The organism is Gordonia sp. HS-NH1 (assembly GCF_001418765.1).
Classification (GTDB): Bacteria; Actinomycetota; Actinomycetes; order Mycobacteriales; family Mycobacteriaceae; genus Gordonia.
In genome coordinates this window covers 49848-66568 of record NZ_LIYC01000003.1, presented here as the reverse complement: position 1 = coordinate 66568, position 16721 = coordinate 49848, and the positions used below count along the sequence as shown (strand labels likewise).

Annotated in this window: 8 protein-coding genes and 1 tRNA gene; 4 read left to right on the top strand and 5 right to left on the bottom strand. The window is 69.4% G+C overall.

Going from position 1 to position 16721, the window contains the following annotated elements:
• Positions 1-9: 9 nt before the first annotated feature.
• Positions 10-1308: a dicarboxylate/amino acid:cation symporter gene (locus tag AMD30_RS03695; protein ID WP_014926399.1), complete on the top strand. Its 1299-nt coding sequence runs from the start codon at positions 10-12 to the stop codon at positions 1306-1308.
• Between the two features lie 333 nt (positions 1309-1641).
• Positions 1642-3693, top strand: a complete 2052-nt coding sequence (locus tag AMD30_RS03690) for a neutral/alkaline ceramidase (protein WP_055474736.1) — start codon at positions 1642-1644, stop codon at positions 3691-3693.
• 69 nt (positions 3694-3762) lie between these two features.
• Here the strand turns inward: AMD30_RS03690 and AMD30_RS03685 are convergent, their stop codons facing one another.
• From AMD30_RS03685 to AMD30_RS03675, 3 genes are all read right to left on the bottom strand, one after another.
• Entirely contained in the window at positions 3763-4977 is a 1215-nt protein-coding gene (locus tag AMD30_RS03685) for a L,D-transpeptidase (RefSeq protein WP_193748562.1), read from the bottom strand.
• Between the two features lie 296 nt (positions 4978-5273).
• A tRNA-Lys gene (locus AMD30_RS03680) sits at positions 5274-5346 on the bottom strand.
• A 127-nt stretch (positions 5347-5473) separates the two neighbouring features.
• Positions 5474-5698, bottom strand: a complete 225-nt coding sequence (locus AMD30_RS03675; protein WP_055474735.1) for a DUF3618 domain-containing protein — start codon at positions 5696-5698, stop codon at positions 5474-5476.
• Between the two features lie 150 nt (positions 5699-5848).
• Between AMD30_RS03675 and bcp the strand changes: the two genes are divergently transcribed.
• Together bcp and AMD30_RS03665 are read left to right on the top strand one after the other, a co-directional pair.
• The gene (bcp, locus tag AMD30_RS03670; RefSeq protein WP_055474734.1) at positions 5849-6325 is read left to right on the top strand and encodes a thioredoxin-dependent thiol peroxidase; all 477 of its coding nucleotides are present in this window, start codon (positions 5849-5851) and stop codon (positions 6323-6325) included.
• Positions 6326-6335: 10 nt separating this feature from the next.
• Positions 6336-6962, top strand: a complete 627-nt coding sequence (locus AMD30_RS03665; RefSeq protein ID WP_055474733.1) for a TetR family transcriptional regulator — start codon at positions 6336-6338, stop codon at positions 6960-6962.
• Positions 6963-6974: 12 nt separating this feature from the next.
• Here AMD30_RS03665 and acpS read toward each other — a convergent pair whose 3' ends face one another.
• Positions 6975-7367: a holo-ACP synthase AcpS gene (acpS, locus tag AMD30_RS03660; RefSeq protein ID WP_055474732.1), complete on the bottom strand. Its 393-nt coding sequence runs from the start codon at positions 7365-7367 to the stop codon at positions 6975-6977.
• A 38-nt stretch (positions 7368-7405) separates the two neighbouring features.
• Positions 7406-16675 carry a type I polyketide synthase gene (locus tag AMD30_RS03655; protein WP_055474731.1) on the bottom strand — a complete coding sequence of 3090 codons (9270 nt, stop codon included), beginning with the start codon at positions 16673-16675 and terminating at the stop codon, positions 7406-7408.
• Between the last annotated feature and the right edge of the window lie 46 nt (positions 16676-16721).

The following is a 16721-nucleotide window of genomic DNA, read 5'->3' as shown; positions in this document are numbered from 1 at the left end:
GGAGAGTCCGTGAAGGCGTTGAAGCATCCCGCGTTGCAGATCGGGTTCGGTGCGATCGCCGGCCTGATCTTCGGGTTGGTCGTCGGTGAGTGGGCCGCCAACCTGAAGTTCATCGGCGACATGTTCATCCGCCTGATCCAGATGTCCATCGTGCCGCTCGTTCTCGCGTCGGTGATCGTGGCAACAGCGTCGATGTCGGGCGCGGGCACGGGCCGCATCGCCTTTCGGACCGTCAAGTGGATGCTCGGATTCTCGGTCGTGGCGGCGGTACTGGCATGGGGACTGAGTGTGCTGATCAGACCCGGCGCCGGGATGGTGTTCGACGGCGAGCTCGACCCGACACTCGAAGACGAGGCCGGTCAGACAACAGGATGGCAGGACACGCTCCTCAATTTCGTGTCCAAGAACGTCTTCGAGGCGATGTCCACGGCCACGATGGTGCCGATCATCATCTTCGCGTTGCTGTTCGGCGTCGCGCTGCGCATGCAGATCACCAAGTCCGGCGACGACCGCGTCCTGACGTTCATCGACCAGATCCAGCAGATCATCCTGACGATGATCCGGCTGGTCATGTACATCGCACCCATCGGTGTGTTCTGCCTTCTCGCCTCACTCGCCGGCGACGTCGGGCTCTCGGTGGTGACCACCGCCGTCAAGTACCTGGGCACCACGGCGCTCGGCGTGGCGATCCTGTTCGTGCTGTTCGTCGTGGTCGTCACCGCCCGGACCCGCCTCAACCCGGCACGGCTGCCGGGAAAACTCGCGGAACAGACCACCATCGCGATCACCACGACGAGCTCGGCCGTCACCTTCCCCACCGTCCTCAAGAACACTGTCGAGAAGATCGGCGTGAGTCAGAAGATCGCCAACTTCACGCTCTCGATCGGCCTCACCATGGGTTCCTACGGCGCGGTTCTCAACTACATGATCGTCGTCATGTTCCTGGCCCAGGCAGGCAACGTCGAGCTCTCCGTCGGCGACATCGCGCTCGGAATGGGCCTCGCGATCCTGCTCAACATGGGCACGATCACGGTCCCCGGCGGATTCCCGGTCATCGCAACATTTCTCGCGACCTCACTCGACCTCCCGCTCGAAGCCGTGGGCATTCTCATCGCCGTGGATTGGTTCGCGGGCATCTTCCGGACATTCCTCAACGTCAACGGGGACACCTTCGTCGCCATGCTCGTGGCCAACGCCGACGACGAGATCGACCGCGACGTCTACAACGACAAGAAGACCGTGGTGTCCGAGGAGATCGATGTCAGCGAGTACTCCGGCGCGTTCGCTCGCGCGGACGACGCCGACTGACGGGCGTTTCCCGGCGGGACGGCGAGCCACAGCGGTCGACGACCCTCCGGGACCTTCGACCTCAAAAGCCTCCGAAGCCCGGCACATCAGGACGGTGCGCAGTAACGTCCACTCCATGCCTTCCTACTGGGTCATGCCTGCCGTCGCGCTGATCTCGTGCATCATCATCGGGATCGGGTTCATCGTCGGAATCCCTGGCGGCGGCGACAAGGACTGAGGTCGGACGCTCCGCCGACCTGACCTGATCGGAGCCCACGCGGCCGCACCGTCGGGGTGCTGCCGCGATGACACCGCACGTCTGCCGGTGTCGTCCGACGCCCGGAAGGACGCCTCGTGGAACTCACTCGCAGACAGGTGATGGCCGGTGCCGCGGCGACCGCCACCGCCGCGGGCCTCGGAACCGCCCTCACCTCCGGGCGCGCCGGCGCTTCGCCGCCGGGGTCGACGAACTACCTCGTCGGCTGCGGCATCGCCGACGTCACCGGCGCGGTCGCCGGCCAGGGCATGATGGGCTACTCCAATCCCGAGCAGGTCGCGGCCGGGCTCCTGCAGCGTTGCTGGGCGCGGGCCTACATCATCGTCGACCGCGCCACCGGTGAACGCGTCGTCTTCCTCACCGCCGACCTCGCCTGTCTGTTCCAATCGCATCACATGGGCCTGATGGCCAAGCTGCGCACCAGGTTCGGGTCTCTCTACACCGAATCGAACGTGAACCTGAACGCGCAGCACACCCACGCCTCGTGCGGCGGCACGTCGTGGGACTACGCGTACTCCCTCGCCGCATTCGGGTTCAAGAAGAACTCCTACGACGCCGAGGTCGACGGCATGTTCGCCGCGATCGTCCGCGCGCACGACGACCTCGCGCCCGGCACCCTCACCCTCGGCCGTGAGGAACTGCACGACGCCAGCCGCAACCGGTCCCGGGTGGCCTTCGACGCGAATCCGTCGTGGGACAAACGTCATTTCCCGAACGCGATCGACCCCCGGGTCACGGTGCTGCGACTACGGCAGCACGACGGTTCCGGCGGCCGGGATGTCGGCGCCATCACCTGGTTCCCGACCCACGGCACATCCCTCACCGACCGCAACGTCCTCATCGCCGGCGACAACAAGGGTTATGCGAGCCACCTGTGGGAACGTGCACAACCAGGGTTCGTCGCCGCGTTCCCCCAGACCAACTCCGGTGACATGACGCCGAATCTCGCGCTGGCACAGTTCCATCCGAACGGACCGACCTCGAACAACCGACGGAACTGCGAACTCATCGGTGAGCGCCAGTACGTCGCGGGACGGCGGGCCTTCGACAGCGCTCGCCCGATGACGCGCGGCGGCGTCGACTCGATCGTGCGGTACGTCGACATGTCATCGGTCACGATCTCGGGCACCTACACGCCCGACGGCCGGCCGGCTTCCACGACTCCGGCGATGATGGGTGCCGGTGCGGTGGCGACGAGCAGCGAGGACAACTACGAGCAGCCGCTCCCCTTCCTCGTCGAGGGCATGACCAACCCTCTCGTCACCGCCCTCGGCGGCGATCGCGTCCCGCCGATCGCACCGTGGATGCGAGACATGCAGGCGCCCAAGCTGATCGCGTTTCCGCTCGGTCTGCTGCCGCCCTCCGGCTGGATCCCGTCGGTGGTACCGCTGCAGCTCATGCGTATCGGCGAGATCGTGCTCGTCGGCGTGCCCGCCGAGGTCACCGTCGTCGCAGGCCTGCGACTTCGACAGGTGGTCGCCGACGAACTGCGGATCGATCTCGACAACGTTCTCGTGCAGGGATTCTCCAACGCCTACACCCAATACGTGACCACGCCCGAGGAATACGACCTGCAGCACTACGAGGGCGGGGAGACCCAGTACGGCCGATACACGCTGTCCGCCTATCTCCAGGAGTTCGCCGCGCTCGCGGCGGCCATGGCATCCGGACGCGGGATCGGCCGGGGTCCCGCGCCGGTCGACAAGTCGGGCCTGCAACCCGATCTGGTGCCACCGGTCCCCGCGGACCGTCCGATACCGGGCCACCGCTACGGCGACGTCCTGCGCCAGCCCGAGGCCAGGTACCGCCCCGGCTCGACGGTGACCGTGCAGTTCGTCGGCGCCCACCCCAACAACGACTTCCGGCACGGGCGGACCTACCTGGAGGTGCAACGGCGCACCGGGTACGGGTGGACGACGGTCGCCGACGACAACGACTGGTCCACGGAGTTCCGGTGGGCGCGACCGGCCGGCAGCCCGGACACGTCGCGGATCACCATCACCTGGCGTCCGCCGGCGGATGCGTCGGGTGAATACCGCATCCGCTACTTCGGGGACCGACGCGATGCGAGCGGGACGACGAGACCCGTCACCGGCACGAGCCGTACGTTCCTCGTCGCGTCGCGCTGATCCTCCGCCCGACGCACGGACGCCACCGACCGCGATGCGGGTTCGGTGGCGTCCGGGAACTGTCTGGCGTCAGGCGTTGTCGGCGTTGCCCTTGCGCCACACCGACCACGGGATGTTCCAGTCACCGAGTCCGTCGGTGCCCGACAGGGTTCCGCCGGTCGTGTTCTTCACGACCACCGGGTCGCCGCGCAGGGTGTTCTCCATGACCCACAGCGCGTTCTCCGGGCTCAGGTTCAGGCAGCCGTGGCTCGTGTTGGTGTTGCCCTGCGCCCACACCGACCACGGTGCGGAGTGGAAGAAGATGCCGCTGTAGGACATCCGGGTCGCGTAGTCGACCGGGGTGCGGTAGCCGTTCGACGAGTTGACGGGCACACCGTAGGTCGAAGAGTCCATGATGATGTGGTCGTGCTTGTCCGCGATCAGGTAGACGCCGTTGTCGGTCTCGTCGCCTGCCTTGCCCATCGACGTCGGCATGCTCCGGATGACCTTGCCGTCACGCTCGAAGACGACCTGCTTGGTGTTGTCGTCGGCGGTGATGACCATCGAGCGTCCCACCGTGAAGTTGGTACGCACGTTCTCCTGGCCGAACAGTCCGTCACCGAGGTCGATGCCATAGGTGTTGACCGCGACCCGCACCTTGGTGCCCGGCTTCCAGTACTCCGCCGGCCGCCACCGGACCTCGCTGGGGCTGATCCAGTAGAAGGCGCCCTCCACGGGAGGATCGGTGGTGATCCGGATGGCGCGCTGCGCCGCACGACGATCCGCGATCGGCTCGTCGAACTTGACCGCGACCGGCTGCCCGATGCCGACGGTCTCGCCGGGGCTCGGGGTCAGGTACGCCTGCGTCAGGTTGTTGGGACTGCTGGTCGTGAACGTGACCTTCTTGGTGACCGCTCCGCCGATGCCGACCGCGTCGGTCTCCAGCGTGTAGGTGCGGTTGTAGCCGAGGGCCTCGTCGCTGACCCACACCGTGTCGTTGTCCGCGAGGGTGCCCTTGACGGGAGTGCCGTCGGACTTCTTGATCAGCACCCGGCTGATGGTGCCCTCGCTGGTCTTCACCTTGATGGGCGCGCCGGGCTGCACGCCGACGGCGTTGTCGTTCAGGGGACGTTCGGCCCACTCGGTGATCTCGAGACCCGGCTTGAGCAGGTCGTCGAAAAGACTGGAACTGCTGACGTTGTCGGAGTACGACGCTTCCTGCGTGCACGACGTCACCAGCGCGACGATCGCCAACATCACCCCGCTGATGATCAGCGGCATCCGCCGAGTACGGCCCATCCCCATCTCACTCCCGCCTGTCGGCGTCCCGACCCCGAACCGGCCGGTCACGCTGCCCCGCAACCTGTGAAAACCTGACACCTGAACCCCGAACCGCCGAACCGGACATTCCGAACCCGATGTCGCCGACCAGTGTACGAGAAATCGCACCGAACGCTTCGCCGGTCATCCGTTCGAGTGGCGTGTTGCGCACGCGAAACGCCGGACGTTCACCTGCTGTTCATCAAGCACCCGCGCGCGACCGAAAACCTTCTGAGATGACACAAGACGCCCCGCTGAATGCGAGGCGTCTTGAAACTCTGTGCGCCATCAGGGACTCGAACCCCGAACCCGCTGATTAAGAGTCAGCTGCTCTGCCAATTGAGCTAATGGCGCTTGCCGGTGCGAGATGGAACCTTACAGGACCCGCGCGGCAGAAGTGAAATCGCCTGGTCGGCGCGGTTTCTGCCGCCCGACGGGCTTGCGCGGACGAGTCCCTGTCCCCACCGGCGGGATCACCGGATCACCTGGCGGTGACCTTGCGGACGACGATGAGCACCACCAGCGCACCCAATCCGGCGATCGCGTACTTCACCGCGGGCGTCTGCAGCGTGGCGAGGGCCTTGGACTTGGCGTCGTCGGCGAGCCGCTGGGGGTTGGCGCGCTCGGCCAGCGCGTCGAGCGTACTGGCGAGGTCCTCACGGGCCTTGGCGATGTCCTGCTCGATACGTTCGGTATCTCCGGCCACGTTGCATCCTTCCGGCGCTTCTCGTTGGTCTTCTCACTTCCCGGCCGCCGCACGACCTCTCGGCGCCGGGGACGAACCGCCAGATGGCAGCGTCTCGATGCTACGACATCCCGGCATCCGGGCATGTCGCCATGCACTAGCCTGGCTCTCATGGCTGAGACCACCACCCGACTGTCCGTGGGCGACACGGCGCCGTCGTTCACGCTGCCCGACGCGAACGGCGACCCGGTCTCGTTGTCGGACTACGCCGGCCGCAAGGTCGTCGTCTACTTCTATCCCGCAGCGGCCACCCCGGGGTGCACCAAGCAGGCGTGCGATTTCCGCGACAACCTCGGCGAGCTGAACGAGGCCGGGATCGCGGTCCTCGGCATCTCCCCCGACAAGCCCGCGAAGCTGGCGAAGTTCGTCGAGGCCGAGGGCCTGACGTTCCCGTTGCTCAGCGACCCGGAGAAGAAGGTGCTCACCGAGTGGGGCGCATTCGGGGAGAAGAAGATGTACGGCAAGACCGTCACCGGCGTCATCCGGTCGACGTTCCTGGTCGACGCCGACGGCACGATCGAACTCGCGCAGTACAACGTCCGGGCCACCGGACACGTCGCCAAGCTGCGCCGCGACCTGTCCGTCTGAGCCGGCCCCGATGCCCGAGTCCGCCGAACCGCTGGTGCCGCGCAAGCGGCCCACTCAGGAACGCAGCAAGCGCAAGTTCCAGGCGATGCTCGAAGCAGCACGCGAGCTGTTGATCGACGTCGGGTTCGAATCGCTGACCTGCGAGGAGATCGCGACCCGGGCCGAGGTCCCCATCGGCACGCTCTATCAGTACTTCGCGAACAAGTACGTCATCGTGTGCGAGCTGGACCGCCAGGACACCGTCGACGTCCGCGAGGAACTCACGGCGTTCTCCTCGGAGGTGCCGTCCCTGGAGTGGCCCAGCCTGCTCGAGAAGTTCCTCGATCACCTGGCGGCCCTGTGGCGCACCGACCCGTCGCGGCGGGCGGTGTGGCTGGCCGTCCAGTCGACACCGGCGACCCGCGCCACGGCGTCGCTGAACGAACGGGTGCTCGCCGAACAGGTCGCGCGGATCATCGCGCCGCTCACGCCGTCGCAGCGCGAACGCCGCGAGATGATGTCCCAGGTGCTCGTCCACACGGCCTACTCGCTGCTGAGCTTCTCCGTACAGGACGGCCACGACCACGACGAGACCGTCGCCGAACTCAAGCGGATGCTCGCGGGCTATCTGCTGCTCGAGGAGTCGACGACGGTCTGAGAGCCGTGCGGGCTACCTGCCCTCGAGGATGGCCACCGCCGCAGCGGTGTCCCCGTCGTGGGTCAGCGACACGTGCACGGTCGTGTCGCGCAGATGCTCGCCGATCTCGCCGGACAGGCGGATGGCCGGACGGCCCCACGTGTCGGTCACGACCTCGATGTCGCTGTGTCGGATCAGCGGCAGCAGCGGAGACCGCGAGAAGCGGCTCACCGACCACGCCTTCACGACGGCCTCCTTGGCCGCCCAGCGGGCGGCCAGATGCCGGGCGTCGTCGCCGGTCCCGGCGGCCGAGTCCCGACGCTCGCCGACCGTGAACCGGTCGGCGAACGTCGTACCCGGCTGCCGGAGCTGCTCGCCGAACTCCGGGATCGACACGATGTCGATGCCCACACCGAGCACGCTCATCCCTTGGGAGTCACTCGCGCCGTTCGCGTCACCGGGTGTCACCGACCACCCGCCACCGGCTCACCGGCGACGTAGACGTCGGCGCCGTCCAGACGGGTCTGCGGGTCGAGGAGCATGCCCGCCTCGGCGTCGTGCTCGTCGACCGACTCGTCGAAGCGACGGTTCGGCGGTCGCTGGTAGGCGGGCTCGCCACCGCAGATCGACTGCAGGAAGCGCTGACTGCCCTGGCGGGTCCGCTCGTCGGCGCGCTGACGGTAGGCGTCGCGCTCCTCCGGGTTCAGCGAGGCGATGAACGCCTCCGGGTGCACCACCGCGATCAGTCCGGACACGTGACCGAAGCCGAGGCTGGTCAGCAGGCCGGCCTTGAGCGGGAACCGCTCGCCGAGCTGCAGCGTCTCCCGCGGCCACACCAGGTGCGGGTACTCGGCCATCTTGTCGTCGACACAGTCGAGGCTGCGGTTGGGCGGGATCACGCCGTCGCGCAGGATCTGGCACAGGCCGATGAGCTGGAAGGCCGCCGCGCCGCCCTTGGCGTGACCGGTCAGCGACTTCTGCGACACCACGAACAGCGGTGCGCCCTTGCCGCGGCCGATGGCCGCCGCGAGCCGCTCGTGCAGTTCGGACTCGTTCGGATCGTTCGCCTTGGTGGAGGTGTCGTGCTTGGACACGACCGCCACGTCGTCGGCGCTGACGCCGAGCGAACCGAGCGCACGTGCCAGCGGCGAGGACAGCGACCCGCGAGCCGCGCCCAGGGCACCGAGACCCGGAGCCGGGATCGAGGTGTGCACACCGTCGCCGAAGCTCTGCGCCCACGCGACCACACCGAGCACCGGCAGACCCATCTCGGCCGCGACATCGCCGCGGGCGAGCAGGATCGTGCCGCCGCCGGCCGACTCGACGAACCCGCCGCGTCGGCGGTCGTTGGCACGCGAGAACCGGCGATCGTCGATGCCACGCGCGGTCATCTTCGCCGAGTCGGCGGTCGCCGACATCGCGCCGAAGCCGACGATGCCCTCGATACCCAGGTCGTCGAAGCCGCCCGCCACCGCGAACAGCGCCTTGCCGAGGCGGATCTTGTCGACGCCCTCCTCGACCGACACCGCGGCGGTCGCACATGCCGCCACCGGGTGGATCATCGCGCCGTAGCTTCCGACATACGACTGGACCACGTGTGCCGCAACGATGTTCGGCAGGGCCTCCTGCAGGATGTCGTTGGCGTTGGCCTCGCCCAGCAGGGTGTTGACGTACAGGTCGCGCATGGAGGTCATGCCGCCCATACCGGTGCCCTGCGTGTTGGCGACCAGACCGGGGTGCACCCAGCGCATCAGTTCGCTCGGCGTGAAGCCCGACGACAGGAAGGCGTCGACCGTGGCCACCAGGTTCCACAGGGCGACCCGGTCGATCGACTCGACCATGTCGGGGCTGACACCCCAGCGGGTCGGGTCGAAACCGGTCGGGATCTGCCCGCCCACGGTCCGGGTCAGCGCGAACTGGCGCGGAACGCGGATCTCGGTGCCCGCCAACCGGGTGACCTGCCAGTCGCCGTCGGCGTTCTGCGTGACCCGGGTCTTCTCCGGGTTGGCACTGGCGAATGCTCGCGCCTCGGCCTCGGAGTTGACCGTGAAGGTCAGGTCCTCGTCGACGAAGACCGAGGTCAGCAGCGGCGAGGTGTTGTCGACCATCGCCCCGTCGTCGGCGTAGCGGCGGATACCGCAGCGGGCGACGACCTCGTCGTGGTACCGCTCGGCGATCTCGCTCTCCGGCACCGGGTCTCCGGACGCGGTGTCGTACCAGCCCGGCTTCGGCGCCGAATCCCAGTGCACCAGTCCGGTGTTCCAGGCGAGCTCGAGAACGCCTGCGGCCGACAGCTTCTCGTCGACCTCCATCTCGAAGCGGGTGCGGGCCGAACCGAACGGGCCGAGCTCGCCGGCACCCACGATGACCACGAGGTCCTCGGGTCGGGCATCGATCGACGGCCACTGCGGACGCATCGCCTTCGGGGCGCGCGCCGGTGCCGGCAGCGCCGCGACGGTCGTCGCCGACTCCTCGTCGGTGTCCGCGGACTCCTCGGCGGTCGCCGCCGCGGTGGCCGCGAGCGCCTTGAGGTCGGTCGAGCTGTCCAGCCCGCCGGTGAAGTCGGCCAGGATCGGCGCACTCACCGCGGCCGACCGCTGCTCGGGACTGCACAGCGTGAGCAGGTTCGCCGCCATCTCGTCGGTGCTCCAAGTGCGCACACCCGCCGCCTCGACCGCGTCGACCATCCCGTCGTTGTGACCCATCAGCCCGGTGCCGCGAACCCAGCCGATCAGGGCGTGGGCGAGCGTCGTCTTGGAACCCCAGGACTCCTCGGCCGACCAGCGCTGCACGAGCGCGTCGAGCGAGGCCTTGCTCTCGCCGTAGGCACCGTCGCCGCCGAACATGCCGCGGTTCGGCGAACCGGGCAACACGACGTGCACGCGGGCGGCGATGTCGTGATCGGAATGGACGTCGGCGAGACCGCCGATGAGCCGCTCCACCGACCAGAGGAGCACCTTCATCTCCAGCTCGGCGCGACCGCCGGCGTCGGTGAGATCACCGGCGACCCGAGGTGCGGCGAACGGGAACAGCAGCGTCGGCTTCATCGCCGGCTTCACCACTGCCGTTGTGCCACCGAGGTTCTCCGTCTGCTCCCCCGCGAGCCAGCCGACGAGGTCGTCGACATCGGCGTACGACGCCATGTTCGCCGGGGCGATCCACAGCGCGGCACCGGCCCGGGCGTTCTCGCGGTACAGCTTCTTGTAGAAGGCGAGACGGTCGGAGTTCAGGCGCGACGTCGTGGCGACCACGGTCGCGCCGCCGGCCAGCAGCCCGGCGACCACGCCGGCGGCGATCGAACCCTTGCTGGCACCGGTCACCACGGCGATCTCGCGGCTGTAGGCACCCTTCTCGGGATTCTCCGCAGCGTGCGCGATCGCGCCGAAGACGCGGCCGTGCACGGCGTTTCCGTTCGCGAGGGCCTTGCCCTGCCACCAGGTGGCGTGGTCGGCGACGGTGTCACCGGCTCCGGCGAACCCGCCGACGATGGTGTCGAAGTCGGCGTCGAGGTCCTGCTCGTCGGTCAGCCAGAGTCGGACGAGATCCTCACGGGCGGTTGCCCACCGGTCGTCGATGAGGACGACCTTGGCCGCGTCGAAGGCCGGCGCCACCGTACGGGCCCAGTCCGACCCGAGTTCGGCGCTGACCAGCTCGGCGAGCTCGGCGTTCGGGTCGGCCGCGGCCTCGGCGAGATCGGCGACCTCGGCGAGTCCGAGCTTGTCCAGCAGGGTGTACGCGGCCGAGGCCAGCGCGCCGGACCGGCCGGTGATCTGCTCGGTGAACTCTCCCAGCGCCGCGGCGTCGACCGTTGCGCCACCACCGGATTCGGCGGCCGGCTTGCCGACCGGGATGCCCTTGACCGCACCCACCGCGGACACGGCCTTGTCGATGAGGGCGTCGAGGGAATCGGTGTTCGTCAGCGGGCCGTCGAGCAGATTGCCCAGCGCCTCGCCGCGGACGGACGCGCCGTCCCTGGTGCCCAGCGCCAGCGCGACGGTGGTGTGCAGACCCCACCCCGGACCCAGCTGCCACACACCCGACACGCGGTCGGTGATGTAGTTCTGGCGCTTACCCAGCGGGCCGAGCACCTTGCGGACCTGGTCGCTGACCGCATCGGTGAGCACCGCACCCAGCGGCCGGTAGCCACGGGCGAGGGTCTCCACGGTCGACGACAGCGCGGTCATGTCGGCTTCGGCGGCACCGTCGATGGCGCCGAGTCCGAGCTCGCCGCCGATGTCGAGGAGCAGCTGGTTACGACGCGACGACACACCGTCGCAGAGCGCCTCGATCGTGTCCGCGGACCCGATCTGGTCGACGCGCATCTTGGTCCACAGCGCGATCACGGACTTCACCGCATCCGACGGCGTGAACGCGATGTCGTCGGGACGCGGGCCGGCGGCGGGTGCCGCCGGTGCCGCGGGAGCAGCAGGCGCGGGCGCCGCCGCGGCGGCCGGAGCCGCGTCCGCCGCCGACGTCTCGGCCGCTGCGGGAACGTCGAGCTCGTCCTCGTCGGGCTCGTGCCCGGCGTCCTTGGCCAGGATCGTGTCGGTGTCGCGCTCGACGTTGAGCACCTCGGTGGTGGCCGCGGCGTAGTCGTCGAGCTTGAGGGTGTTGGTGGCCAGACCCGACAGCGTCGGGGCGCCCTTCAGACCGATCTCGACGAAACGCTGGACCGCCAGCCCGTTCCGCTCGGGACCGCTGAACAGCAGTTCCTGGGTCTCGATCCACCGCACCGGGCTCGCGAACTGCCAGGCGAGCAGCTCGATCAGGATCACGCGGGCGAGTTCGCTCGGAGTCGCCTCCCAGGCATCCCAGTCGGCGAGGACCTCGTTCAGCGGATCCGACGGCACGAGTGCCGCGATCTCCTCGACGAAGTCGCGCCCGAGGTTGAACAGGCGCGGCACCAGGTTCGGGATGTAGCGGCCGACCAGGATGTCGATGTCGATGTCGGCCGGGAGCAGCTCGGCGAGCTTGCCGCGGAACTCCGGCACGCCGGCGCGCAGCACGCTGGAGTGGAACGGGACGTCGATACCGGGGATCAGGATGAAGGCGCGCTTGCCGCCGAACTCCGCGCGGCGGCGGTCGATCTCGGCTTCGAGGAGTTCGAGGCCACGAACCGTGCCGGCGATCGCGTACTGCGAGCCGAGCAGGTTGAGGTTGACGACCTCGAGGAACTCCCCGGCCTGCTCGCCGACGCCGGACACGAAACCGGTGACCTCGGCGTCGGCCAGACCGAACTGGCTCGGCCGGATGGCCGCCATCCGGTAGTCGCTGCGCCCCTTCTCATCTCGCGGGACGAGGTGGTGCATTGCCTCGCCGCGCTGGAACACGACTTCGAGGACGGCCTCGAGCGGGAGGACGCCGGCGCACGCGGCGAGCGCGTTGTACTCACCGACCGAGTGACCACAGGTGATGGCGCCCTCGACGAAGCCGCCGGACTCCTTGAGTTCGGCGATCTGCGCGACGCCCAGCGTGGCCATTGCCACCTGGGTGAACTGCGTCAGGTAGAGCACGCCGTCCGGGTGGTTGTAGGTGGTCCCGTTGGCGACGAGGGTGGTCGGGTTGTCGCGGACGACGGCCAGGATCGAGAAGCCCAGTGCCGCACGGGTGTGCTTGTCGGCGCGGTCCCAGATCTTGCGCGCGGCCTTCGACCGCGAACGTGCGTCGAGTCCCATGCCCTTGCTCTGGATGCCCTGGCCGGGGAAGGCGTAGACGGTCCGCGGCGCGGCGAGGAGGCCGGTCGCGCTCATCACCAGGTTGTCGCCGACCTTGGCGCTCACCTCGACGACCTCGCGGCCGTTGTCGAGGCCCACGCGGTCGACGCGCACGGTGATGCGATCCCCGAGCCGGACCATGCCGAGATAGCGGGCGGTCCAGCCGATCAGCGGACGAGGCGACAGCGTCGGGTTCTTGGCGTCGGTCGCGGTGACGACCTGCTGGGCGGCCGCGGACAGCCACATCCCGTGCACGATCGGGTCACCGAGCCCGGCGAGCTTCGCCGCGGCCGTGTCGGTGTGGATGGGGTTGCGGTCACCGGACACGACGGCGAATCCGTTCATCCGGTTCGGCGCGGTGATGGTGGCGGTCCGGATCAGCTTGCGGGTGGCAGGCTGCTCGGCGACGGGCGCACCGCCGGCCCGGGCCGGGTCGGTGAGCTCGGCCGCGCCCAGGCGTCCACGGATCGCGAAGCGTTCGTCGAGCGTCGCTATCGGGCCGGACGGCCCGGCGATCTGCACCGAGACCTCCACGACCCGACCCACCTCGGCGTCACGGACTGCGCCGGCGCGCGCGGTGACGGTGAGTTCGGCTGCGGTGGAGGGAATTTCACCGGTCAGTGCGATCGCGTGGTCGAGGTGGACCAGGTCGAGCAGACCCTCGACGACCGGGTCACCGGCATCGGTCCGCGCGGCGCCGATGACGCTGAACACGCTCGGCCAGCAGGCGCCGACGAGCGTGTCGGGCACCGCGAAACCGAACGGGGCGGTCGGGGTCGTCGGACGCAGGTGCGGCGGCAGCGAGAAACCGGTCACCGCGGCGTGGTCGGCGACCGAATCGGGCTGCCAGGAGACAGTCGTGACCGACGCACCGTCGTTCACCTCGGCCAGGCTTCCGCCGGCGGCCACGGTGAGGATCTCGCGCATCGCGTCCGAGGCGTCGGCGAGGCCGACCAGCGGCGAACCACCGTCGCGCAGGCTCTCACCGGCCAGCAGCGGGATGCGCACGGAGGCGCCCGAGATGGGGACGACGAGGTCGAAACGGGCGGCGTCGGAATCGGAATCGGCGGCGACCTGCTCGAGGAACGCTCCGCTGACGGCGTGCTCGGCCCGCTCGGGTCCGACCACGGTCCAGGCGTCGCGATCGCCGAGCAGCGCGATCGGGCTCGCCACGATCCGGCCCGCCCAGCTCACGTCGTCGGACTCCAGCACCGCGGTCAGCACACCGGCTTCCTCGGCCAATCCGGCGCGGTGCCGGGAGGCGACGGCAGACGGGCGCTCCCCCGCGGCCTGCAGGTCGGCCGCGACCTGCGCCTCGAAGCGGTCGAGCAGCTCGCCCACGGGCTCGTCGACACGGGTTATGCCCGCGACGGCGACCGGCCCGGGGATGACGCACACGGCGTCGGCGCCGTAGCGCGGGTCGTGCGCCTGCCACAGGGAGTCACTACGCCACCAGCGGCGCACGTCCTTGTCGATGACCGGCACGAAGTTGACGGGCTTGCCGGGGGTACGGCAGAGCTCGAGGAAGAACGCGACGTCGGCGGGATGCAGGACGTCGGTGTCGATCTCGGGGTACACGCTGCCGAGCGCGTCGATCGCGGCATGCGGATCGGCGGCAGCGGCGACCTCGGCGAACATCGTCGGGATGGGCCCGGAGTCCTGGGGATGCATGCGCGCCTCGGTGCGCTGCAGCATCTCCACGAAGCGTTGCTGCCAGGTGATGTCGGCCCACGGGACCTGCTCACCGCGGGCGTCGCCGACGGCCAGTGCCGCGTACCGGTCGAGCCACTCGCGGTAGGTCATGGCCGCGACGTCGCCGAAGTACGGCTTCGCGGTGTCGGCCATCGCGGCGATGATCTCGTCGCGGCGGGCCGACACGGCTTCGGCGTCACCGGCGACCTCGTCCAGCAACCGGCCGCAGCGCGACGCGGTGTTGTCGACCTCGTGGATGTCGGCGCCGAGCTGGGAACGGCCCGAGGCCATTCCGGCGGTGGCGTGACCGGCACCGATCCACTCGTCGATACCGACGGTGTCGACGAGGAGTTGCTTGACCTCGGGGGTGGTCGTCGCCTCCTTTGCCGCCATCGCCGCGGTGCCGATGAGGATGCCGTCCAGCGGCATGGCCGGGTAGCCGTGGGCGGCCGCCCAGGTGCCGGTGAGGTATTCACTGGCGCGTTCGGGTGTCCCGATGCCGCCGCCGACGCAGATCACGACGTTGGGGCGGGCGCGGAGCTCACCGTAGGTCGCGATCAGCAGGTCGTCGAGGTCCTCCCACGAGTGGTGGCCACCGGCGCGGCCGCCCTCGATCTGGACGATGATCGGGTGGTGCGGCACTTCGGCCGCGATGCGCACCACGGACCGGATCTGCTCGACGGTGCCGGGCTTGAAGGCGACGAAACGCAGTCCGGCCTCGACGAACTCGTCGACGAGCGCGACGGCGTCCTCGAGCTCGGGGATACCGGCGGAGACGATCACGCCGTCGAGCGGGGCGCCCTGCGCACGCGCCTTCTGCACGATGCGCTTGCCGCCGAGCTGCAGCTTCCACAGATACGGGTCGAGGAACAGCGCGTTGAACTGCGCCTCGCGGCCCGGCTCGAGCAGGTCGGTGAGGGTCGCGATGTTGCGCGCGAAGATCTCCTCGGTGACCTGACCACCGCCGGCCAGCTCCGCCCAGTGCCCGGCGTTGGCCGCGGCGGCGACGATGGCCGGGTCGACTGTCGTCGGCGTCATGCCGGCGAGCAGCATCGGCGAACGACCCGTGAGGCGGGTGAAGGAGGTCTCGACGACGGTGCGGCCGTCGGGCAGCTCGACGAGGGTCGGTGCGAACTGCGACCACGGGGTGGCGACCTCGGGGACGCCGCCCGGGCTGAAGAGGTTGCGCTGTCCGACGCGCAGGGCCGCCGGAACCAGTCCGACGCCCTGCCCGCGGACGAGCGATGCGGTCAGACGGGTGGCGATGTCCCCGGGACCGAAGTCCAGGACCCACTTGGCGCCGCCGGCGACGATCTCGTCGACCGACGCGACCCAGTCGACGTGGCCGACGAGGATGTCATGGGCGTGACGGGTGGCGAGGTCCCGGTCGATGCCGCAGCGATCGGCCCACTGGCCGACCAGCTCGACGGCCTCGGCCATCGCGGGGTGGTGGAACGCGACCGACACCTGCAGCTGGTCGAACTTCGGCGCGAACGGTGCCCCACCGGTGACCCTGCGCTTGCGCTCGTCGGCCTCGGTCGCGGCGATCCGCTCGCAGAGGGCGGCGAACGCGGCGAGGTGCCGCGGCGCGCCGGACAGCACGACCGCGGTGCGGCTGTTCTTGATGGCGACGACCGGCGCGGTCGCCAGATCGTCTTCGTGCAGACCGTCCCGGTACCGGGCCAGGATCTCGTCGACGCGAGCCGGGCTGATGTTGGCCAGGGCGAGCATCGGGGTGCCGTCGGTGGTCACGCCCAGACCGCGGCGACGCGCGATCAGCGAGCCGGCGGCACCGATGAGGTGCGCCACGGCCAGCAGCAGACCCTGACCGGACTCGGCGATCCGGCCCTCGGCGCCGACCGCGTCGGTGGCCAGCGACCCCTGGGAATGCCCGACCACGGCATTCGGCGGGAGCACGGCGGTGTCCAGACCCTGCTTGCGGAGCGCCTCCACGGCGGCGAGCTGGGTGAGCAGCACACCCGGGCCGGAGAGGGTGAAGTCGGCGAGAGCGGCCTCGGCGGGGACGTCGTCTCCCGCGTCGTGCGCGTGGACCCAGGTGAGCGGGTGGAACCCGGACACGCGTGCCACGACGAGCTCGTCGGCGACCGGCTCGACCAGACGCTCGGCGGCGTCGACGATCGTGGCGACACGGTGCTCGAGGTCGGCGTCGACGACCAGCTCGGTCAGCGTGGGCAGCCACGCGCCGCCCTGCCCGCCGAAGCTGATCGCATAGGGCTCGCCCTGCGTGAGCCGCTCGATGAGCGTGGTGGTGGGGCGTTCTGCGTTGGCGGCGCCCTGCGAGCCGGAGCGGAACTGGTCGACTGTCACGGATACTCCTCTGTGGTGGTCGGTCTCAGAGTGTGGATTTGCGGAG